Origin of the sequence: Actinocatenispora thailandica, from assembly GCF_016865425.1 — a bacterium.
Taxonomy (GTDB): domain Bacteria; phylum Actinomycetota; class Actinomycetes; order Mycobacteriales; family Micromonosporaceae; genus Actinocatenispora; species Actinocatenispora thailandica.
On record NZ_AP023355.1, the window covers coordinates 166,693 to 188,291 of the forward strand.

The following is a 21,599-nucleotide window of genomic DNA, read 5'->3' on the forward strand; positions in this document are numbered from 1 at the left end:
TCACGCCTCCCGACTGGCTGCTGGTACGGAGGTGGCTTCGACCGGTGCCGCCTGGGTCGGCGTGGTGTCGAGGTAGGTGAGCAGTTCGGGCACGTAGCCCAGGTCGACCCGCATCCGCTGCACCCGGGCGTCCACGTCGCGCATCACGAACTCCCGGTAGGGCAGCCGCTGGTCGGAGGCGGCGTCCGAGGTGGACAGGGTGCCGAGGATCGCCTCGTACCCGACGCCGCGTGGCACCCGGAGCAGCCGCAGCGCCTCGGCCGCGATCTCCGGGTCCTCGGCGATCCGGCCGACGAACACGGTGGAGACCAGGTTCTGCACGTCCAGGCCGAGGATGTCCTTCGGGTTCTGCGAGGCGACCAGGCCGGCGATGTTCCACTTCCGGGAGTCGCGGGCGAGCCGGACCAGGAACGAGCGGCCGGACCGCCAGCCCTCCATGAAGTGCGCCTCGTCCAGGCCGACCATCTTGCGGGCGTTCATGTCGCCGGAGTAGCAGCGGCGGACCGCGAGCCGGTGCGCGGTGTGCAGCATCGGCAGCGCCAGCTGTTCCTCGGCCGACCAGTACTCGCGTTCGATCTTCAGGTCGGGCAGGCGCAGCCCGGCCATGGTGATGACGGTGAGCACGTCCCGGTGTTCCGGGTCGGTCAGCGACTCGGGCGGGCGGCCGAAGAACAGCCGGGCCAGCGGCATCTCGGCCGCGTCCATCAGCAGGTTGGCCAGTTCGGCGCCGTCGTCGTCGGTACCGCGCAGCGCGGCGACCACGTCGTCCAGCGACGACGTCTCCTCGGCCGGTACCTGCCGGGCGGCGTGCCGCAGCAGCGCCGCGGTGGAGGCCTCCCGGGTCACCTGCGGCGGGATCAGCATCGAGCAGATGTCCTGGACCAGCATCCGGCGTTCGGCGCGGGCGTTGGACACGCCGATCTCGTACTCCCGGTCGCCGCCCGGCCCGGTCGCGAAGTGCGATCGCATCGGGGTGGGGATCAGGCCGTACGGCGCGAGCGTGCCCTCCTGGGAGCCGGTCAGGTTGAGCACCCGCGAGTACGGCTTCAGCTCCGGCATGTCGCAGATCCGGGCCAGCGGGCCGGACGGGTCGAGCAGCGTGGTCTGCACCCCGCGCCGGGCGGCCAGGTAGCCGAGGCCGCCGACCAGGGTGGACTTGCCGCCGCCGGGTTCGGAGACGAAGACGGCGAGGCCGGAGCGTTCCCGTACCTCCATCGGGAAGTGCAGGTCGAGGAAGACCGGCCGGCGGGAGGTGCCGGCGGTCCGGCCGATCAGGTCGCCGCGCCGGTCGCCGACGTTCGACGCGCCCTGCGGTAGCGCCGCGGCGAACAGCTTGACCGGCATCCGCCGCACGTACCCGGTGTTCGCGATCGGCTCGCCCGGGATGAACTCGCGGGCCAGCCAGTCCTGGTTCTTCGGGTGCTGCAACGAGATCCGCATGTCCCGGGAGTACATCTTGGTCAGCGCGCGGGCGCGCTCCAGGCACTCCTCCCGGGTGCTGCCGCCGATCGCGATCCGGTGCCAGCCGTGCACCCGGGACGCGTCCAGCGGCAGCCCGGTGGTCATGTCGTCGCCGACGACCAGTGCCCGGCGGGCGAGCCGTTCCAGTTCCGGCGGTACGTCCATGCCGTGCTCGACGTAGTCGCTCTGCTGGGAGCGGATCATCCGCAGCCGGTGTTCCAGGTTGCGGAACGTGTCGCCGGGGCCGAGCACGTCCACGTGCGAGGAGATCTCCATCGGCCACGGCAGCCGCTCGTGGAAGTGCATCCACGGCTCGTGCCGTTCCGGGATCTCCAGCGGTTCCATCCGGCCGACGGTCAGCACGCAGGCGTGCCGCTCCTCGCCGGTCAGCCGGTTCACCAGCTTCACCGTGGACCCGTACGGGGTGCGGTACCGCTCGATCTGCTCGGTCAGCGCCAGCAGGTCGGACCGTTCCCACTCCGACTGCCGTACCGACGAGAGCAGCTGCGGCGGGTCCATGCACAGCGCCACGCTGCGGTAGATCAGCCACTCCAGCTCGGTCGGCGTCACCCGCCGGCCGCGCATCCCGAACGCGCCGAGCACCTCGTCGAACTGGCCGACCATCCGCGCCACCCGCTTGCGCTCGGCGGTGCCGGTTCCCTTGCCGCGCAACGCACCCAGCCGCTCGGCCAGGTTGTCCTTGAAGGTCCGCCGGGCGAAGGTGATGCCCAGGTAGGTCTGGCCCTCGGCGTGGTTGACCTGGAACAGGTGCCGCTGCGCGTTGACCAGGTGGTCCGACCAGGTCGGCGCGCCGGGCGGGGTGGGCAGCGGGTGCGGGGTGTTCGCGTTGATCGTCTGCGCCCACGCGTCGGCCGGGAACGGCTTCGTGGTGCGCCGCAGGTGCAAGCGGAACCCGGCGAGCCCCGCGTACTGCTCGGCGATCGCGACGATCATCGCCTCGCGCTCGGTGTCCGGCCGGAACGCCCACCGCATCTCGGGCAGCCAGTACCAGGCGGTGACGCTGGTCGGGGTGAACGTCAGGTGCCCGGCGATCTCGGTGATCGCCAGCTCCACCGGCGCCGGCCGGTCCTTGTGCTTCGGGGTGCGGTTGCGGGCCACCGGCCCGGTCGCCCTGGGTTGCTTGCGCTGCGCCGGTTTCCGCTGCTTCGCCGGCTTGCCCGGGGCGGCCGGACGGCTGCCCGGTCGTACCGGTGCGGCCGGTGGCGCGCCGACCGACGGTGTCGCGGTCGCGGCCGGCGCGTTCGACGGCCGGCCACCGGTCGGGGCCGGCGCCGGCTGCGCAGGACGCGCCGGGCGTGCAGGCGCGTTCCCGGCGGTCGGCGCTCCCGCCGGGCTCGTTGCTGTGGATGGGGGCGTGGCGGGCGGTGCCGCCGGGCCCGGTGCTGCGGGTCGGGGGTGGCGGGCGGTGCCGCTGCGGTCGGCGCGGTGCGGCCGGTCCCGGCTGCCGCGGCCCGCGGGTTCGCGCCGGGTGCCGGCCCCGGCACGGTCGGGTAGGCGCCGCTGCCCTGGCCCGGCCGCTGTCTCACGGTCGGGTACTGGCCGCTGGGCTGATCGGCCCGGGGCGGGACCGTCGGGTACTGGCCGCTGGGCTGTCCGGTGGTCGGGCGCTGCCCGCCGGCCGGATCGGTGCGTGGCGGGACGGTCGGGTACTGGCCGCTGGGTGGGTCGGTGCGTGGCGCGACGGTGGGGTACTGGCCGCTGGGCTGATCGGCCCGGGGCGGGACCGTCGGGTACTGCCCGCTGGGCTGTCCGGTGGTCGGGCGCTGCCCGCCGGCCGGATCGGTGCGTGGCGGGACGGTCGGGTACTGGCCGCTGGGTGGGTCGGTGCGCGACGCGACGGTGGGGTACTGGCCGCTCGGCTGGCTGGCGGCCGGGGGCACGGTGGGGTACTGGCCGCTGGGCGGTTCTGATGCGGGACGGGAGGTCGGTGGGGCCGCTTGGCCACCCGGACCGGCGGGGGCCGGTCGCGTACCCGGGGTCGCCGGGTTGGGGGGTGTCGGAGCGGCGCCGGGAGCGCGGAAGACCGCGAGCGGTGCTGGTCCCGTCGTGGCGCCGCCGGCGGGACCGCCGGTACTGCCGGGCGGTCGTTCCGGGCGCTCCTGGTCGGCTCGGGTGGGCGCCGGCTCGTCCGGCGCGGTGGCGTCGGACCTGGACTGGCGGGCCTGGTTGGCCCGGGACGGGGTGGTGGTCATGTCAACTCCTGGCGGACGCGGACCCGGCTGGCGACGAGCGACGGCTCAGGCCGTTCGGTGTGCGGTTCGCGGGTGCGGCGCCAGTCGGTGAGCGCGGTGCGCAGCACCTGCCGGGCCGGCCGGTCCGGATCCACGTACCGAAAGACCAGCGAGGTGGCGACCATCGACAGCGCGATCTCCCAGGCCGGGAACAGGTCGACGGTCAGCGTGAAGGCGTAGTGGATGAGCATGAACACCGGGACGAGCAGGGCGAAGAGCCCGTATTGCGCGTACGGCAGCTGGAACGGCAGGGTGTAGCCGGGCGGGCCGAGGTAGAGCAGGCGTGCCCGGTAGATGTCGTCGTCGGTCCGCAGCCGCATCGAAACCTCACTTGAAGATGAGGTCGACGAGGTAGCCGCCGAGGAACAGCAGGGTGACGGCGCCGCCGATGAACACCAGCCCGACGATCGCGATCACGGAGCTGGTGAGCACGCGGGACACCTCGCCCTTGTTCGCCCGGCCGATGAAGATCAGGCCGAGCACGGCGAGCAGGATCGGCGCGATCTTGGTGGCGAGGAACTCGATGATGCCGCTGGTGTCGACGGTCTTGGGGGCGGCGAGGCCGCCGGAGAGGGCGCCTCCGGCGAGGTGGAGCACGTGGGCGTCTGCGGCGGACAGCGGCAGGGCGCCGAGCGCGGCGCTGAGCGGAAACGTGCCCAGTCCGGCGCTCATGAGGTCGCTAATCATCGACCCGTCCCCCGTCGCTCTCCGTGTTCGTCACGAGTCTCATTGCTTCCAGCTTCCTCGATATCCCCACTTAGTGGTACTAGGTGATCACGGTGTGTCTCGTAGTAACGCGTAAAGTGTCCCTGACTGTACATTGCACTCAACTATGCGACAAGGCAAGTTGCATGTAACATTAGTGCGCTCACGCCGCGGCGCGGAGCCGGAGGGAGGCGCGGCATGATCCGGACGCTCGCGACCGGTGCGTTGCTCGTCGTCCTCGGTGTCGTGCTCACCGGCCTCGGCGTGCACCAGCTCGGGGTGGTGCGCGCGGCGCGCAAGTGGCCCTCCGCACCCCGCCCGCGGATCGGGCGTGGGCTGGCCGCGGTCGAACTCGCGGCCGGACTGGTGGCCATCGCCGGCGGCGCGGTGGCGCTCGCCACCACGCTGCCGCTCACCGGCATCGCCGCGGTCGCAGCGTGCGCCGGTGCGGCGGTGATCGTGCTGGTGCTGGGCATGATCATCGCGGCCAAGGTGGCCGATCGGGTCGAACTCAACGCACTCATCCGGTCGCCTTCTCCCCTGTACCGCACGACGGCACCTCGACCGGGCGGGCCTCCCCAGACTGCCACCTTTCCGCCGGTGAAAACCAGTCCCCCCGTGCATGAATCGGACAGTGCCGATCCGGCCGTCCCGACGGACGTGGAACCGGGCTGGGTGTTGACCGACCCGGCCGGCGGCTGGTACCTCTGCGTGATCACCGCCACAGGCCGCCGGCTGGTTCGGCTGCCTGACTTCCGCCTCGAACCGGCCGGCTCGACCGCGGAGCTGTCCGTCGCCGGCACCGTCGAACTGTCGGTGTGGCCGCTCGACGCGGCCGACTCCGGGCCGCCGGCGACCGCGGAGAGCCCGGCGGCGCCGGCACGGTGACGGCCCCGCGGTCGGCGCCCCGACTCGACGGTTGCCCGGCCCGGCGACGGCACCGCCGGTCCGGACCAGCGGGTACCGGCCGGCCCGGACCGGCACCGAGCGGCCGGCCCCGCCGACGCGGCAGGAAGATCGCGGCACCGAAGGGAGCAAGCACAGCGTGGAGATCCCCGGCGCAGCGCCCGAACCCGACCGGATGCCGGCCGGGCTGGGCATCGATCCGGCCGAGCGAACGCCGCGGTCGTTCCACCTCTCCCGGCAGGTACTGGAACGCGCCCGCGCCGCCGCGTACTGGCTGAGCAGCACCGACGGCGCCGGCCCCACCACGATCTCCGAGCTGGTCGAACGAGCCGTCCGGCAGGAGGTGGAGCGGCTGGAGGCCGAGCACAACGACGGCCAGCCGTTCCCCGCCGTCGTCGGCCGGATGCGGACCGGCCCCGGAGCGGCCGGCGCCGAACGCATCCGGCGTGCCCAGCGGGCTCGCCGGCGCGCCGCGGGCGGCTCCGCCGGTACCGGCTGAACCGCCGGGCTCCGCGCCCCGGCGCACCGCGCGGCTGCCGGTCGAACCGCCGGCCGCGGCCCGGCGGCACCCGCGCGGCTGCCGGTCGAACCGCCGGGCTCCGCGGCCCGGCGGCACCCGTGCGGCTGCCGGTCGAACCGCCGGGCTCCGCGCGCTGGCCGCACCCGTGCGGCTACCGGCACCGGCGGGCTCCGCGCGCTGGCCGCACCGCGGCTGCCGGGTACCGGGTGCCGGTCGGACCGGGCGGTGCGCTGCGACACCGCGGGCATGAGGTTCCCCACCGGCCCGGCGGCCGCTCGGACCGGTAGCGTCGGTGCCGTGAGGGAGCACAGTGGGGGGAAGTTCGCGGTGCACCGATCGAGCGCCGCACCGGTCGTGATGGGCGTGCTCAACGTGACGCCGGATTCGTTCTCCGACGGCGGACGGTACGACGACCTCGACGCCGCGGTGGCGCACGGCGTGCGGATGTGGCGGGACGGCGCCGAGCTGGTGGACGTCGGCGGCGAGTCCACCCGCCCGGGCGCCGACCGGGTCGACGCCGCGACCGAACGGGCCCGGGTGGTCCCGGTGATCCGGGAGCTGGCCGCCGCCGGTGTGCCGATGAGCATCGACACCACCCGCGCCGAGGTGGCCGCCGCGGCGCTGGCGGCGGGTGTGTCGGTGGTCAACGACGTGTCCGGCGGTCTGGCCGATCCGGACATGGTGCGGGTGGTGGCCGACGCCGGCTGCCCGTGGATCCTGATGCACTGGCGCGACCACTCGAAGCGGATGTACCGGCTGGCGAGCTACCGCGACGTGGTCGTCGACGTGCGGGACGAGCTGGCCGAGCGGGTGGACGCGGCGGTCGCCGGCGGGGTCGCGGCCGAGCGGATCGTGGTCGACCCCGGGCTCGGTTTCGCGAAGACCCCGGCGCACAACTGGCAGCTGCTCGCGCACCTGGACACGTTGCGCGGCCTGGGATTCCCGGTCCTGGTCGGGGTGAGCCGCAAGTCGTTCCTGGGTTCCCTGCTGGCCGGGCCGGACGGTACGCCACGGCCGGTCGACGATCGGGAAGCGGCGAGCCTCGCGGCGAACCTGTTCGCGGTGGACGCCGGCGCCTGGGGCATTCGGGTGCACGAGGTGCGGTCCACGGTGGACGCCGTCCGGTCCTGGCGGTCGGCGCGGACGGGCGTCGCGCAATGAGCGAGCGAATCACGCTCGGTGCCTCGTCGTCGTACCGACCGAAGGGGTCGACGGTGAGTGACCGGATCACGCTGACCGGGCTGCGCGTGCGTGGCCGGCACGGGGTGTACGACTTCGAGCGGGAGAACGGGCAGGACTTCGTCGTCGACGCCGAGCTGGAGCTGGACCTGTCCCGCCCGGCGCGTACCGACGAGGTGACCGACACGGTGCACTACGGTGAGCTGGCCGATCGGCTGGCGGCGATCGTCGCCGGTGCGCCGGTGCGGTTGATCGAGACGCTCGCCGATCGGCTGGCCGCTGCGTGCCTCGCCGACCCGCGGGTCGACCGGGTTCGGCTGACCGTGCACAAGCCGCAGGCGCCGATCGCGCACGGGTTCACCGACGTGTCGGTGACGCTGGTGCGCGACCGTACCTCCGGTGCGGACGGCGGTCCGGCGAGGAAGGAACCCCGATGAGCGAGCCGCCGCAGCCGCGGGTGCGGCCGACCAGCGTGCCGACCCTGGTGGTGACGGTGTTGCTGGCCGGGGTGGCCGGCTGGTTGCTGTTCGCCCGCTTCTACGGGTCGCTGCCGCCGTTGCCGTTGCTGCCGGCGATCACCCTCGCGATCCTCGCGATCGTCGAGGGCATCACGGCGCTGAGCACCGGTCGGCGGATCGCCCGCAAGCCCGGTACCGAGCCGGTCAACCCGCTCAGCGTGGCGCGGTACGTGCTGATCGCGAAGGCGTCGTCGGCGGCCGGTGCCCTGTTCACCGGGCTGTACGCGGGTGGCCTGCTGTGGCTGGTGCAGAACCGCGGCCAGCTCGCGTCCGCGGCGGCCGACGTGTTGCCGGCCGCGGCCGGCGCGGTGTCGTCGATGGCCCTGGCCGCCGCCGCCCTGTGGTTGGAGCACTCCTGCCGGATCCCGCCCGACCCGGAGGACGAGAACCAGCAGAAGCCGTAGCCTTCCCGAGTGCCGAGCGTGCACGCGTCGTGCCGGCGTGCGACCGTGGAACCGGTGGGCGACGATGTCGGCAAGCGCGTTGCCGACCGGCGGGTGCGCTGCCGAGGGGGCCAACATGTCCGAGGACGATTCGACGGTCCGGCTGCCCGGCCGCCGGTCCGAGCCGAGCCGCTATCCCGACGAGCTGCCGGACCAGGGGTTCGGGTACGGCGACGACTACCCGTCCGGCGATCCGACGTTCGATCCGGGCTACGCGACGCCGGAGAGCGATCGGACGCTGACCCTGCCGGGACAGGCTCCGCCCGGTGCGCTGCTCACCCCGCCGCCCCCGCCGGAGAGCGACCGGCTGCTGGTGCACGTGGTCTGGGAGTTGCTGCTGGCGGTGCTGGTCGCCGGGCTCGCGGTGTTCTGCTGGCGGGTGCAGCCGGCGATGTTCCACGACGCCGAGCTTCGGGTGATCGCGGTGCAGGCGGCGGCGCTCGGACTGCTCGCGATGGCGGTGTCGGTGTCGCTGCGGGCCGGCGCTCCGAATCTGGCGGTCGGCGCGTTCGCCGCGGTCGCCGGCGTGCTGTTCGCCCGGGCGTACGAGCACGACCTGCCGGTGGCGCTGGTCCCGGGCCTGGGGGTGGCGCTGGTCGCCGGCCTGGCGCTGGGGGTGCTGGTGGCGCTGCTGCATGTACCGGCCTGGGCGGCGTCGCTCGCCGCGCTGTGCGGCGGGTTCGTGGCGACCACGCTGATCGGCCACGGCAACCCGGTCGCGGTGGCGGACGGCGTGCCGGATCCGCATCGCTGGGCGTACGTGTGGTTCATCGCGGTGGCCGCGGCCTCGGTGCTGGCCGGGGTGTTCGGGCTGGTCCGGCCGCTGCGCCGGGCGGTCGGTGCGTTCCGGCCGGGCGCCGACCCGGCGGAGCGGCGCGGCCCCGGCGCGGCGCTGATGGTGGTTCTCGCGCTGACCGTGTCCGGTGGCCTGGCCGGGCTGTCCGGGGTGCTCACCGCGGTGCAGCAGCGCACCGCCGGTGGGTCCGGTTCGATCCTGCCGCAGCTGCTGCTCGCGCTCGGCGCGGTGCTGGTGGGCGGCGTCTCGGCGTACGGGCGGCGCGGCGGCGTGCTCGGCACCATGCTGGGAGTGCTGGCGGTGGTGCTCGCGGTGCAGTTCGGCGTGCTGCGCGGCTGGTCCGGGCCGGCCACCACGTTCGGGGTGGCGGGCGGCGCGATCGTGCTGGGGCTGGTGGTGACGCGGCTGGTGGAGTGGGGCGGCCGGCGCCGCGAGAGCGCCCGTATGCTCGGCGTATGACCGAGGGTACGTCGAGCAACGAACTCGACGAGCTGGACGCGCTGTCCACCGAGGAGCTGCGCGAGCGGGCCTTCGCGCTGGCACACCGCCGGCACGACCGGCACTTCTTCGCCGACCTGGTCCGGCACCTGCCGCACGCCCAGGAGAGCAACCTGCTGGACGATTCCAGCGGCTCGATCGGCGAGTTCGTCGACGAGCTGGTCGGGGTGTGGCGCGAGTTCACCGGGCACGAGTCGTACGGGGACGCCGAGCCGCTGATGCGCGCCCGCTTCATCGACTACCTCACCAAGCACGCATAACCCCCACCCCACCGCGCGCCTTGTCGATCATGGGGTCATCCGCGTGGGAAGCGTCTGCTGACCGGACAACGCCATGATCGACAAGGCGGTGGGTCAGGCCGGGCGGCCCGGCTGGGTGTCGTGCATCGCCTGGTAGATGTCGTCCGGGGTGAGCACGCCGGCGAGCCGGTCGCCGTCGTCGACCAGCACCCAGCCGGTACCGCCCTCCAGCAGTGCGGCGAGCGCCTCCCGCAGCGTCGCGGTCGCCGGTACCCGGGGCGGCGCGGTGGCGGCGGCGAACCCGGGCACCCGGTCCGGTGCGCGCAGCGCGGCCGCCGGGATCGGGGTGACGCCGAGCCGCTTGATGCCGCGGTCGGCACCGACGAACTCGGCCACGAACGACGACGCCGGCCGGCCCAGGATCTCCGCCGGCGGGGCGTACTGCTCCAGCTTGCCGCCGCCGGACAGCACCGCGATGCGGTCGCCGAGCCGGACCGCCTCGTCCACGTCGTGCGTGACGAACACGGTCGTCTTGCGCACCTCCGCCTGCAGCCGCAGGAACTCCTCCTGCAGCCGGCCGCGCGCGATCGGGTCGACGGCGCTGAACGGCTCGTCCATCAGCAGCACCACCGGGTCGGCGGCGAGCGCGCGGGCCACCCCGACCCGCTGCCGCTGGCCACCGGACAGCTCGTCCGGGTACCGCTTGCCGTACTCGGCCGGGTCGAGGCCGACGAGGTCGAGCAGTTCCTCGACCCGGTTCCGGGTGTCCGCCTTCGACCAGCCGAGCAGCCGCGGCACGGTGGCCACGTTCTGCCGCACCGTCTGGTGCGGGAACAGCCCGACGTCCTGGATCGCGTACCCGATCCGGCGGCGCAGCGTCACCGGGTCGGCGGTGGTGATGTCGTCGTCGTCCAGGAAGATCTGCCCGCCGGTCGGCTCGACCAGCCGGTTGATCATGCGCAGGATCGTCGACTTGCCGCAGCCCGACGGGCCGACCAGGGTGACGAGCTCGCCGGCCGGTACGGCCAGGGTCAGCTCGGCCACCGCGACCGTGCCGTTCGGGTACGCCTTGGCCAACCGGTCCAGCCGGATCTCGGCGGCTCGATTGTCGCCGGTACGGGACGAATCGTCTTGGGTGAGGCGCTCGGCGGCGTGCTCCGCCGGGGTAGCGTCCACTGGTGTCCTCTCTTCAGCAGGCCCCGTTGGCGGCGGTGACCGACGCCGCGGGCAACCCGTGGTTCTCCTGGGACTACGTGCAATCCAACGCCTCGGCGCTGCTCTCCGCACTGATCCAGCACGTCGAGCTGACCGCCGCGTCGGTGCTGATCGCGGCGGTCCTCGCGATCCCCCTCGGTATCCTCGCGTACCGCGTCAGCTGGCTCACCGGTCCGATCCTCGCACTTTCCAGCGTGCTGTACACGATCCCGTCGCTGGGCCTGTTCGCCGTGCTGGCGCCGTTCCTCGGTCTGTACGCCAGCACCGTGGTGATCGGCCTGGTGCTGTACGCCCTGCTGGTCATCGTGCGCAACACGCTGACCGGGCTGAACCAGGTGCCGGTGGAGATCCGGGACGCGGCCCGCGGGATGGGCTACGGCCGGCTCGGCCTGCTCACCCGGATCGAGTTGCCGCTGTCGCTGCCCAGCATCATGACCGGGCTGCGCATCGCGACGGTGTCCACGGTGGCGATGGTGACGGTCGGCTCCGTGGTCGGCGGGTACGGCGGGTTCGGTGAGCTGATCCTGGAAGGTTTCCGGAACAACTTCTACAAGGCGCAGATCATGACCGCGACGATCGCGACGGTCCTGCTGGCGCTGGTGTTCGACCTGGTACTGGCGCTGCTCGGGCGGCTGGCCACCCCCTGGTCGAGGAGGCGGTCGGCATGAGCGAGCGGGTGCGAGCGAATCGTGGGCATCGTGCGGCGTGGTGCCTCATGAGGGTTCCGACGAAGGAGGAACGCTCATGAGCGAGCGGGAGCGAGCGAATCGTGGGCATCGTGCGGCGTGGTGCCTCGTGAGCGTTCCGACGAAGGAGGAACGCTCATGAGCAGCATCGTGTCGCAGGCGTGGGTGTGGTTGAACGACCCGCTGAACTGGACGAACTCCGACGGGATCCTCGCGCTGACCTGGCAGCACCTGTGGATCTCGGCGGCGTCGGTGGCGATCGGGTGTGCGATCGCCTGGCCGATCGGGATCTGGTTGGGTCATCACGGCCGGGGCGGCGGCCTGGTCGTCGGCGTGTCGAACCTGACCCGCGCGATCCCGACACTGGCGCTGTTGTCGATCTTCCCGTTGACGATTCTCGGGTTCGGTGCCTGGTCGGCGGTGGCGGCGCTGGCCGTGTTCGCGATCCCGCCGCTGCTGGCGAACGCGGTGCTGGGGCTGCGCGAGGTGGATCCGAGCGCGCGGGACGCCGCGTACGGGATGGGACTGTCCGGCTGGCAGGTGCTGTTCCGGGTCGAACTGCCGCTGTCGGTGCCCTACCTCGCGAGCGGGTTCCGCACCGCCGCGGTTCAGGTGGTGGCGACCGCGACGTTGGCGGCGCTGGTCGGTGGCCCCGGCCTCGGGAAGATCATCAACGAGGGGTTCGGCCTGGGTATCGCGTCCGGTGGCGGTCAGGTGCTGGCCGGCGGCCTGCTCGTGGTGGTGCTCTGCCTGCTGGTGGAGGGCGTCCTGGTGCTGGTCGAGCGGGCCGTCACGCCCCGCCCGCTGCGGCACACCCGTCGCCGCGGCCGTCGCGCGTCGAAGCCGGCCCTCGCTCGCTGACCCGTCCCGCCGCGTCGATCGTGGCGGTGGAGCGATGGAGAACGTTTTCCGGCGCGGCTGACGCCATGATCGACCCGAACGGGGGTCGCGCGGGGGCTCCGGTGGGTAACGATGATGACAACTGTTGCCATTCGAGTTGCAGCACCCGCAACGGCGAGGTTGGGTAGTCCCTGCGCGCGGAAGGCACCGTGTTCCCGGCGGCCACAGCGGCCAACCACGTCCGGGTATGGGCGCGCCGACCGCTCGTCGGACACGCGGCCGGCCAGGGGGGCCGAGCCGGGACACGGAAGGCGGGCAGTAATGGCAACGCGGCTTTCGCGGTCGCGACTCGCTGCGGGGGGAGCACGCCGACGCGGCGTGACCCCGGCGCGGGTGGCGGTCGGGATTCTTGCCGGACTCTCGGTGGCGGCTCTGGTCGCCGGGTGCGGCCAGGCCGGTTCGTCCGGCACCAAGAAGGACTCCAACGTCAAGGGTGCGGGTTGCGCGCCGGTGGCGGGCAGTCAACTCGTCGTCCTGAAGGACGACAAGCATCTGCAGAACTCCGACAACATCGTTCCGGCGGTGAACGCGAAGGTCGCGTCGCCGGCGCTGCTGGCGGACCTGAACAAGGTCTCGGCAGCGCTGGACACGCCGAAACTGATCCAGTTGAACAAGCAGGCCGACGTCGATCGGGTGCCGCCGCAGAAGGTGGCGGCCAACTTCGCCAAGAGCGCCAACCTCACCAGCGGGGTACAGAAGGGCTCCGGTTCGGTGACCATCGGCGCGGCGAACTTCTCGGAGAACAAGACCCTCGCCTACCTGTACAAGACGGTGCTGGACGCGGGCGGCTTCAAGACCTCGGTGCGCACCATCGGCAACCGTGAGCTGTACGAGCCGGCGCTGGAGAAGGGCGAGATCCAGGTGGTGCCGGAGTACGCGGCGACCCTGACCGAGTTCCTGAACCAGAAGGCGAACGGCAAGAACGCGAAGGCGGTGGCCTCGCCGGACATCGACACCACGATGAAGGCGCTGACCTCGCTCGGCGCCAAGGACGGCCTGAAGTTCGGGGAGCCGTCCGCGGCGGCCGACGAGAACGCGTTCGGTGTGACGAAGGAGTTCGCGGCGAAGTACAAGGTCTCCACGCTGTCCGAGTTCGCCGCCAAGTGCAACGGCAAGGCGACGATCCTCGGCGGCCCGCCGGAGTGCCCGGACCGGGCGTTCTGCCAGCAGGGGCTGGAGAGCAAGTACGGGATGAAGTTCGGCAAGTTCGTCCAGCTCGATGCGGGCGGTTCGCAGTCGAAGAACGGGCTGAAGACCGGCAAGGTCTCGATCAGCCTGCTGCTCAGTTCGGATGCGGCCCTCGCCGGCAGCTGACCGGGAGTGACCGTCCGGGCCGGTGGAGTCGACCGACTCCGCCGGCCCGTTCGGTATCCGCCGGGGTAATTCTCGTCGCATCGGTCACCGCGCGTTCGGATGCGATCACCGCCCGGCGATGTTCTGGCCGGCGGGCGGCCAGTTGTCGATCGTTTTACCGATTGCGCGATGGCCCGGCCTTTCTCCGGCCGCGTCGCACTCGGTAGCCTCGGCTCCCATGACAGCCCGTACCGCAGCGTCCGACCCGGGGCGTCGCCCCCACCGCGGTCGGTTGCCCACCGTGCTGTTCTGGGTCGGCGCGATGCTCGCGCCGCTCGCCGGTCTCGCGCTCTGGTTCGCCCGGGACGGCGGTGAGCTGCGCGGCACCGCCGTGCTCGCCATCGTCGGTACGGTGCTGATCGGGCTCTCCGTGGTGCTGCGGCGCGACACCGACGGGGTCCGCATCGAGATCCAGGAGAACCTGGTGGCCGAGGTCGAGGCGGTGCGCAACGACCTGGGCGCGGCGATGACCACGGCGCTGCAACGCACCAAGCACGGCACCCACGCCGAACTCGCCGCGCTGCAGGAGCAGCTGGACACGCTGACCGCGCGGCTCGGCGGCACCGACCCGGGGCGCGAGCCCGTCGCGGCGAGCGCGGCCCAGGCCGGGGCGGCGGCCCCGGCGCTGACCGGTGGTCGCCGGCCGGGCATGCCGCCCCGTCGCCGCGACCCGGTCGCCGACAGCATGCGGCCCGGCGCGATCGATCCGGTGCGGGACAGCCTGCGCCCGGGGGCCGTCGATCCGGTGCGGGACGGCCCGCGGCCCGGCGTGGCCGATCCGGTGCGGGACAGCCTGCGGCCGGGCGCGGTCGACCCGGTGCGGGACGCCGGTCGCCCGGGGGGCGCACCGACCCGCGGTGCCGCTCTCCCGCCGGCACCGGAGACGGCGCAGCGACGGGCCCCCGATCCGCTCCGGGACAGCGGGGTGCAGCGGTTCGAGCCGCTGCGGGTGGAGCGCCGCAAGCCGCAACCCGAGACGCCGGCTCCGGCGGGACGCCGTCCGCCGCGCGCCGTCGACCCGCTGCGGGACAGCGTCTCCCGGCTCGATCCGTGGGCCGAACTGCGCGGCGAGGACACGCCGGCGCCCGTCTCGCCGGCATCGGCGCGGGCCGCGCGCCGCGCCCGGCATCGCGCCGAGGACTGACCCGGACCGGTCCGTGCGCCGCGGCCGGCGATCGTGGGCCGGGGTCGTGCCGGCCGCGCCGCGCTCGGCAGGGTGGGCCGGGCCGGTCCGTGCGCCGCACCCGGGGTTACTTGTCGATGTCGCCGACGACGAAGAACATCGAGCCGAGGATCGCGATCAGGTCCGGTACCAGGCAGCCCGGCAGCAACGTGCACAGTGCCTGGATGTTGGCGTACGACGCGGTGCGCAGCTTGAGCCGCCACGGCGTCTTCTCCCCGCGCGACACCAGGTAGTAGCCGTTGATGCCGAGCGGGTTCTCGGTCCACGCGTACGTGTGCCCCTCCGGCGCCTTGACCACCTTCGGTAGCCGCACGTTCACCGGTCCGCTGGTCGCGTCCACTTCGGACAGGCAGGCGTCGGCGAGGTCGAGCGACACGTGCACCTGCTCCAGCAGGCACTCGAACCGGGCGTGGCAGTCCCCGGCGGTCCGGGTCACCACCGGGACGTCGAGCCGGTCGTACGCGAGGTACGGCTCGTCGCGCCGCAGGTCGAGGTCGAGCCCGGAGGCGCGGGCCACCGGCCCGGACACCCCGTACGCGGCGGCCGACTCGGCGGTCAGCACGCCGACCCCGACGGTACGGGCGAGGAAGATCTCGTTGCGCATGATGATGTCGTCGAGGTCGGGCAGCCGGCGCCGGACCGCCGCGATCGCGTCCCGGCAGCGCCGCGTCCACCCCGCCGGCACCTCCTCCTTGAGCCCGCCGACCCGGTTGAACATGAAGTGCATCCGGCCGCCGGCGACCTCCTCCAGCACCGCCTGCAGCGTCTCGCGTTCCCGGAACGCGTAGAACATCGGCGTGATCGCGCCGATCTCCAACGGGTACGAGCCGAGGAACATCAGGTGGTTGAGCACCCGGTTCAGCTCGGCGAGCAGGGTGCGCAGCCACACCGCCCGGTCCGGTACCGCGAGGCCCATCAGCCGCTCGACGGCGAGTACCACGCCCAGCTCGTTGCTGAACGCGCTCAGCCAGTCGTGCCGGTTCGCCAGCATGACGATCTGCCGGTAGTCGCGCACCTCGAACAGCTTCTCGGCGCCGCGGTGCATGTATCCGATGATCGGCTCGGCGGACTTCACCCGCTCGCCGTCGAGGGTCAGCCGCAGCCGCAGCACGCCGTGCGTGGACGGGTGCTGCGGTCCGATGTTGAGCACCATGTCGGCGGTGGCGAGGTCCGGATCGGTCAGCTGCTCGGCGCCCGATCCCAGGCCGACGACCAGCTCCCGGGACGTTTCCATCCCTGCATCCTCCCACCGGTGCCGGCCCCGGCCGGGCGCCCGCCGGGCCCCGCGGCGTACCGCGGTGTCCGGTTGCCGGCCGGCGCGCGGGTGCGCGGTGACCTGCCGTCACCCCCGAGGGGGTGATACCGACGATTTGACGGTGTCGATGAGACTGCATGAAAGATCGACGGAATCGGACAGTGCAACCCTTCGAAACATGTTGACGTTCTGTGATGGGTCTCCCTATCGGGCCGGTCCGCGGCGGCGCTAAAGTCGGGGCCATGCTCCGATCGGTGATCCTCGCCGCCGCCCGCAGTGACCGGGTCGAGCGGCTTGTCGAGACCGCCCCGGTCAGCCGGGACGTGGTCCGTCGTTACGTCGCGGGCGCCGCGCTCGCCGACGCCCTCAACACCTCGCGCGAGCTGGTCGGTGCCGGCCTCGCGGTCAGCCTCGACTACCTGGGCGAGGACACCACCAGCCCGGAGCAGGCGGCGACCACGAAGCAGGCCTACCTCGACCTGCTCGGCGCGCTGTCCGCCGAGGGGCTGTGCCCGCCGGTGGAGGTCAGCATCAAGCTGTCCGCGCTCGGGCAGCTGTTCGACGAGAAGCTGGCCTACCGGTACGCCCGGGAGATCTGCCAGGCGGCGACGAACGCCGGCACCACGGTGACGGTGGACATGGAGGACCACACCACCACCGACTCCACCCTCGAACTGCTGATGCAGTTGCGCAAGGACTTCCCGGACACCGGTGCGGTGCTGCAGGCGTACCTGCGGCGCACCGAGGCGGACTGCCGCGAGCTGGCCGACGCCGGCTCCCGGGTCCGGCTGTGCAAGGGGGCGTACGACGAGCCCGAGTCGGTGGCGTTCCAGGCCAAGCTGGACGTCGACCGGTCGTACGTGCGCTGCCTGAACATCCTGATGGCCGGCGAGGGCCGGCCGATGGTGGCGACCCACGACCCGCGCATGGTGGCGATCGCGGAGGACCGGGCGAAGTGGTTCGACCGCGCGCCGGAGTCGTTCGAGTTCCAGATGCTCTACGGCATCCGTCCGGACGAGCAGCGCCGGCTGCTCGCCGACGGGTACACGATGCGTGTCTACCTGCCCTACGGCGTGCAGTGGTACGGGTATTTGATGCGGCGTCTTGCCGAGCGCCCGGCCAACCTGGCGTTCTTCCTGCGTTCGCTCGGCAGCCGCGGCTGAGCGAGCGGCTCCCCATCTGGGCGACCACCTTCGGGTACGGGGCGGCCGGCGTCTGCCGGCCGCCCCGTCACCGTCTCCGGCCCGCACTGAGCTGGCGGTTTGTTATTGATCAGGCAGACCTGACCGCATCCGCCACCTCCCGGGGTCCGCTTCGTTAGGCCGGTGGAAGGTCGGCGAAACCTCGCATCCGAGAGGTAACGGCACAACCATGCCTTTCGTCGGGGATGTACCCCGCCGACGTTCGTGGATTTTCTTGTGGTTCCGGTCTGGGCAGGGCTGGTGAGTAGGTGCAAGATCGGCGGGGGGTTAGCTGCGCCGGTCTGGGTGCCGCCGGATCCCACTCCCCATCGGCGTGCCGAGGAGGTAAGGCGCGATGACCCTCAGACGACGCAGCCCGACCGCGCGGCGCCGGCGACTGGCCATGGAGCTGCGCCGGCTGCGCGAGGAGGCCGGGCTGACCATCGACCAGGTCGCCGGCCGGATGGAGTGTTCGGCGTCCAAGATCTCCCGGACCGAGAACGCGCAGGTGTCGCCGACCGCCCGGGACGTCCGGTTCATGCTGCACATCTACGGGTTGGACGAGCAGAAGTGCGAGGAACTCGTCCAGATCGCCCGGGAGGCGCGGCAGAAGGCCTGGTGGCATCCGTACAGCGATGTCGCGCTCGGCCCGTACATCGGGCTGGAGGCCGCTGCGGAGACCATCTTCACCTACGAGGCGCTGCTGATCCCCGGCCTGCTCCAGACCCGGGAGTACGCCCGTGCCGCGACCCGCGCGGTCCGGCCCGACCTCACCCCCGAGGAGGTCGAGCGCAAGATCGATCTGCGGCTCGCTCGCCAGAAGTTGCTTACCGAGGGTGATCCTCCGGAGCTGTGGCTGGTGCTCGACGAGGCGGTCCTGCACCGCTGGGTCGGCGGTCGCGAGGTGATGCGCGAGCAGCTGCATCACCTGGCCGCGGTGGCCGAGCAGACCAACGTCACGATGCAGGTGGTGCCCTTCGATTCCGGGGAACATGCCGGGATGGACGGTGCCTTTGTGATACTCGGTTTCCCGGATCCCGAGGATCCGGATGTGGTCTATCTCGACAATGCAACTGGTGGCCTCTATCTGGAAACCGAGGAGGAGGTTCGTCGTTATAACTTGATGTTTGACCATCTACGCGCGGCGGCGCTCAAGCCGGACAATGCATTGGAGCGGGTCGTGGCGTTGACGAAGGAGTTGTGATGCACTACGAAGGCACCGCCTACCCCACCGAGCTGGCCTTCGCGGCGTGGCGTAAGAGCGCCCGCAGCGGGGGCGGGAACAACTGCGTCGAAGTCGCGTTCGTCCCGTCGGGTGTTGGGGTGCGCGATTCCAAGAATCGACTGGGTACGGCATTCGTATTTGGCACCGCGGCCTGGGGCGAGTTCCTCGACGGCATTCGCGGTGGCCGTTTCGATCTGAACTGAAATATCCTCGCAGCACGTCGACGAAACCGGGTGGCGACCCGTCCGACAGTGTCCGCCACCCGGTTTTTCGTCGGAGTACCGACGGCACGTCGCCGGTACCACGGCCGGCCGGCTATCCTGTCCGGGAACACCCCCGGGTGCGCGGCCGGTACGCCGTGCCGGCTCCGGCGCGGCGATCACCCAGCGTTACGGCAGTCACTCCAGATGGTGTGACGCCTGTCGGTGCACCTCCGCCCGCTGCGGCGATCACCCGCTCACCCGGATAAGGTTTGGTGTTCACTACCTGCGCCGGGCCGCCGCACGTCGGCCGGCGACGATCGCAAGCAAGGGGATGACGTATGGGCTCCGTCGTCAAGAAGCGGCGCAAGCGGATGGCGAAGAAGAAGCACCGCAAGCTGCTGCGCAAGACCCGCATTCAGCGGCGCCGTCAGGGCAAGTAGGCCCAGGTCGGCTGTCGCCGACCGCATCGCCGGTGCCGCCGGACGGGTCGTGACGACGTCGTCCAACGGCAGGATTCGCGTCAGCCACTGATGGTGGTGCACCATCGGTGGTGCTGGGGCCACTGATGGTGCTGGGGGCGCGCATGCACGCAGTCGCACCACGGGTCGTGCTCGTCACGGGTGTCAGCAGGTACTTCGCGGCGCAGGTCGCTGCCCGGCTCGCTGCCGACCCCCGGGTCGACCGGGTCGTCGGCGTGGATGAGACCGAACCGACCGGGGTGGCCGCGAGCCTGCTGCCCGCGGTCGACTACCGCCGAGCCGACATCAGCAGTCCGGGCATCGCCCGGCTGGTGACCGACGCCGGCGTCGACACGGTGCTTCATCTCGCGGTGGTCGCCGGACCGACCGGCGCCGGCGGCCGAGACGCGATGAAAGAGCTGAACGTCATCGGTACGTTGCAGCTGCTCTCGGCCTGCCAGCACGCGCCGACGGTCCGCCGGCTGGTGGTCCGCTCGTCCACCGCCGCGTACGGCGCGTCGCCGCGCGATCCGGCGATCTTCACCGAGCGGACCGCGTTGCGCGCGATGCCGCGCGGCGGGTACGCCAAGGACGTCGTGGAGATCGAGGGGTACGTGCGCGGTTTCCGGCGCCGTCGCCCCGACACGGCGGTGACCGTCTTGCGGTTCGCACCGTTCGTCGGTTCCCGCGCCGACACCATGCTCACCCGGTACTTCTCGCTGCCGGTGGTGCCGACCGTGCTCGGCCACGACCCGCGCATCCAGTTCGTGCACGCCGACGACGCGGTCGAGGTGGCCTGCCGGGCGGCGCGCGAGGACCATTCGGGCGACTTCAACGTGGCCGGGCCGGGCGTGCTGCTGCTGTCCCAGGCCATCCGGCGGGCCGGCCGGGTGCCGTGGCCGATGCCGGACCCGGCGATGACCGCGGTGGCGCAGTTGGCCCGCCGCTCCGGGCTGGTCGACTTCTCGCTCGACCAGCTCGACTTCCTGGTGCACGGCCGGGTGGTGGACGTGCGCCGGCTGATCGACGACTTCGGCTACCGGCCGCGCAGCACGCCGGAGGCGTTCGACGATTTCATCGCCGGGCACGGGATGGGCGCGCCGGTCGACGCCGGCGGCCTGGACGCCGCCGAGCGGCTGCTTCGCACCGGCGGCCGGGCCGTACTGTCCGGCCTGCGCTCGGTGTTGTCGGCGAAGGGAGACCGACCGTGACCGCGGACGAGCCCACCGCGGCGAGCGAGCGTACCGCGGCCGGCCCGGACGCTGCCCCGCCGGCGCCGACCCCGACGGCTCCCGGCGGCCGCTCCGCTGCCGACGGCGGTGCTGCGCCCGGTGGCAGTGCCGCCCCCGGTGGTGCTGCGCCCGACGGCAGTGCCGCCCCCGGTGGTGCTGCGCCCGGTGGTGCTGCGCCCGACGGCGGCGCGGGCGAGCCGGACGTGTGGGAGCGACGGATCGCGGACGGGTTGGCGTTCCTGCGCCGCCGGGTCAGCGGCGACTACCCGGTGGATGACTTCGGCTTCGACCCGGAACTGACCGAGCAGTTGCTCGCCCGGGTGCTCCGGCCGCTGTACCGGTCGTGGTTCCGGGTGGAGGTGTCCGGCCTGGAACACGTGCCGGGCGACGGTGCGGCGCTGCTGGTCGGCAACCACTCCGGGACGATCGCGATGGACAGCATGATGCTGCAGCTGGCGCTGCTGGACGACCATCCGGCACACCGGCACCTGCGGCTGCTCGGTGCCGACTTCATCTTCCGCACGCCGCTGCTTGCCGAGTTCGCCCGCAAGTCCGGTGCGACGCTGGCATGCAACCCGGACGCGGAGCGGTTGCTGTCCGACGGCGAGATCGTCGGGGTGTTCCCGGAGGGCTTCAAGGGCATCGGCAAGCGGTTCACCGACCGGTACAAGCTGCAGCGGTTCGGCCGCGGCGGGTTCGTGGCCGCCGCGCTGCGGACGAAGACGCCGATCGTGCCGGTGTCGATCGTCGGCGCCGAGGAGATCTACCCGCTGGTGGGCGACATCAAGCCGCTGGCCCGGCTGCTGGGCATCCCGTACTTCCCGGTCACGCCGTTCTTCCCGTGGCTGGGCCCGCTGGGCGCGGTGCCGTTGCCGAGCAAGTGGCTGATCGAGTGCGGTGAGCCGATCGACACCTCGGCGCTCGACGCCGATCCGGACGACCCGGCGGCCGTGTTCGGCCTCGCCGACGAGGTGCGCGAGACGATCCAGCAGACCCTGCACCGGCTGCTGCTCCGCCGCGGCAGCACCTTCTGATCCCGCGCCGGCCGGCGGCAGCCTCTGACCCCGCGCCGGCCGACGCGCCGGCAGCCGCCCCCTGGCCCGCGCCGCCAGCCGGCGGCAGTCTCTGGCCCTGCGCTGCCGGCCGGCGGCAGTGTCTGGCCCCGCGCTGCCGGCCGGCGGCAGTGTCTGG

General features: G+C 72.5%; 22 protein-coding genes. 17 read left to right on the forward strand and 5 right to left on the reverse strand.

Annotation, left to right across the window (positions count from 1 at the left end; all coding sequences use genetic code 11):
• From Athai_RS00785 to Athai_RS00795, 3 genes are all read right to left on the reverse strand, one after another.
• A complete protein-coding gene (locus Athai_RS00785; protein WP_420829754.1) occupies window positions 1-2,580 on the reverse strand; it encodes an ATP-binding protein in 2,580 nt (859 codons plus the stop codon).
• Window positions 2,581-3,670: 1,090 nt separating this feature from the next.
• Window positions 3,671-4,033 carry a hypothetical protein gene (locus Athai_RS00790; RefSeq protein ID WP_030446944.1) on the reverse strand — a complete coding sequence of 121 codons (363 nt, stop codon included), beginning with the start codon at window positions 4,031-4,033 and terminating at the stop codon, window positions 3,671-3,673.
• 7 nt (window positions 4,034-4,040) lie between these two features.
• Window positions 4,041-4,385 carry a hypothetical protein gene (locus Athai_RS00795; protein WP_239156628.1) on the reverse strand — a complete coding sequence of 115 codons (345 nt, stop codon included), beginning with the start codon at window positions 4,383-4,385 and terminating at the stop codon, window positions 4,041-4,043.
• Between the two features lie 231 nt (window positions 4,386-4,616).
• On the opposite strand from Athai_RS00795, the gene Athai_RS00800 reads away from it, so the two are divergent.
• From Athai_RS00800 to Athai_RS00830, 7 genes are all read left to right on the forward strand, one after another.
• Complete coding sequence (locus tag Athai_RS00800) at window positions 4,617-5,306, forward strand: hypothetical protein (RefSeq protein WP_203959677.1); 690 nt, start codon at window positions 4,617-4,619, stop codon at window positions 5,304-5,306.
• Between the two features lie 157 nt (window positions 5,307-5,463).
• The gene (locus Athai_RS00805; protein ID WP_203959678.1) at window positions 5,464-5,823 is read left to right on the forward strand and encodes a ParB family protein; all 360 of its coding nucleotides are present in this window, start codon (window positions 5,464-5,466) and stop codon (window positions 5,821-5,823) included.
• 378 nt (window positions 5,824-6,201) lie between these two features.
• Window positions 6,202-7,005, forward strand: a complete 804-nt coding sequence (gene folP, locus Athai_RS00810) for a dihydropteroate synthase (protein ID WP_239157335.1) — start codon at window positions 6,202-6,204, stop codon at window positions 7,003-7,005.
• Window positions 7,006-7,058: 53 nt separating this feature from the next.
• Window positions 7,059-7,460, forward strand: a complete 402-nt coding sequence (gene folB / locus Athai_RS00815; RefSeq protein WP_203959680.1) for a dihydroneopterin aldolase — start codon at window positions 7,059-7,061, stop codon at window positions 7,458-7,460.
• Window positions 7,457-7,945, forward strand: coding sequence for a DUF3180 domain-containing protein (locus tag Athai_RS00820; RefSeq protein ID WP_203959681.1), 489 nt, complete (start codon window positions 7,457-7,459; stop codon window positions 7,943-7,945). Before folB ends, Athai_RS00820 begins: the two co-directional genes overlap by 4 nt.
• Before the next feature lie 115 nt (window positions 7,946-8,060).
• A complete protein-coding gene (locus Athai_RS00825; protein ID WP_203959682.1) occupies window positions 8,061-9,239 on the forward strand; it encodes an ABC transporter permease in 1,179 nt (392 codons plus the stop codon).
• On the forward strand, window positions 9,236-9,538 hold the full coding sequence (locus Athai_RS00830) for a hypothetical protein (RefSeq protein ID WP_203959683.1): 303 nt from the start codon (window positions 9,236-9,238) through the stop codon (window positions 9,536-9,538). Before Athai_RS00825 ends, Athai_RS00830 begins: the two co-directional genes overlap by 4 nt.
• Before the next feature lie 93 nt (window positions 9,539-9,631).
• Here the strand turns inward: Athai_RS00830 and Athai_RS00835 are convergent, their stop codons facing one another.
• Window positions 9,632-10,693, reverse strand: a complete 1,062-nt coding sequence (locus tag Athai_RS00835; RefSeq protein WP_203959684.1) for an ABC transporter ATP-binding protein — start codon at window positions 10,691-10,693, stop codon at window positions 9,632-9,634.
• 2 nt (window positions 10,694-10,695) lie between these two features.
• Between Athai_RS00835 and Athai_RS00840 the strand changes: the two genes are divergently transcribed.
• The 4 genes from Athai_RS00840 (at window position 10,696) to Athai_RS00855 (ending at window position 14,815) form a co-directional block, all read left to right on the forward strand.
• Complete coding sequence (locus tag Athai_RS00840; RefSeq protein WP_239156629.1) at window positions 10,696-11,400, forward strand: ABC transporter permease; 705 nt, start codon at window positions 10,696-10,698, stop codon at window positions 11,398-11,400.
• Window positions 11,401-11,556: 156 nt separating this feature from the next.
• Window positions 11,557-12,279, forward strand: coding sequence for an ABC transporter permease (locus Athai_RS00845; protein ID WP_203959685.1), 723 nt, complete (start codon window positions 11,557-11,559; stop codon window positions 12,277-12,279).
• A gap of 300 nt (window positions 12,280-12,579) precedes the next feature.
• On the forward strand, window positions 12,580-13,632 hold the full coding sequence (locus tag Athai_RS00850) for a glycine betaine ABC transporter substrate-binding protein (RefSeq protein WP_239156630.1): 1,053 nt from the start codon (window positions 12,580-12,582) through the stop codon (window positions 13,630-13,632).
• A gap of 217 nt (window positions 13,633-13,849) precedes the next feature.
• Window positions 13,850-14,815, forward strand: a complete 966-nt coding sequence (locus tag Athai_RS00855; protein ID WP_203959686.1) for a hypothetical protein — start codon at window positions 13,850-13,852, stop codon at window positions 14,813-14,815.
• A 106-nt stretch (window positions 14,816-14,921) separates the two neighbouring features.
• Here Athai_RS00855 and Athai_RS00860 read toward each other — a convergent pair whose 3' ends face one another.
• Entirely contained in the window at window positions 14,922-16,088 is a 1,167-nt protein-coding gene (locus Athai_RS00860; RefSeq protein WP_203959687.1) for an NADH-quinone oxidoreductase subunit D, read from the reverse strand.
• Window positions 16,089-16,351: 263 nt separating this feature from the next.
• On the opposite strand from Athai_RS00860, the gene Athai_RS00865 reads away from it, so the two are divergent.
• From Athai_RS00865 to Athai_RS00890, 6 genes are all read left to right on the forward strand, one after another.
• Window positions 16,352-17,272, forward strand: a complete 921-nt coding sequence (locus tag Athai_RS00865; protein WP_203959688.1) for a proline dehydrogenase family protein — start codon at window positions 16,352-16,354, stop codon at window positions 17,270-17,272.
• Window positions 17,273-17,645: 373 nt separating this feature from the next.
• Entirely contained in the window at window positions 17,646-18,494 is an 849-nt protein-coding gene (locus Athai_RS00870; RefSeq protein WP_203959689.1) for a helix-turn-helix domain-containing protein, read from the forward strand.
• Window positions 18,494-18,718, forward strand: coding sequence for a DUF397 domain-containing protein (locus Athai_RS00875; RefSeq protein ID WP_203959690.1), 225 nt, complete (start codon window positions 18,494-18,496; stop codon window positions 18,716-18,718). Before Athai_RS00870 ends, Athai_RS00875 begins: the two co-directional genes overlap by 1 nt.
• 338 nt (window positions 18,719-19,056) lie before the next feature.
• Window positions 19,057-19,158 (forward strand): 30S ribosomal protein bS22, encoded by a 102-nt coding sequence (locus Athai_RS00880; RefSeq protein WP_084131757.1) that lies wholly within the window; start codon window positions 19,057-19,059, stop codon window positions 19,156-19,158.
• A 143-nt stretch (window positions 19,159-19,301) separates the two neighbouring features.
• Window positions 19,302-20,387 carry an NAD-dependent epimerase/dehydratase family protein gene (locus Athai_RS00885; RefSeq protein WP_203959691.1) on the forward strand — a complete coding sequence of 362 codons (1,086 nt, stop codon included), beginning with the start codon at window positions 19,302-19,304 and terminating at the stop codon, window positions 20,385-20,387.
• Window positions 20,388-20,611: 224 nt separating this feature from the next.
• A complete protein-coding gene (locus tag Athai_RS00890; RefSeq protein WP_338028174.1) occupies window positions 20,612-21,442 on the forward strand; it encodes a lysophospholipid acyltransferase family protein in 831 nt (276 codons plus the stop codon).
• Window positions 21,443-21,599: the final 157 nt, after the last annotated feature.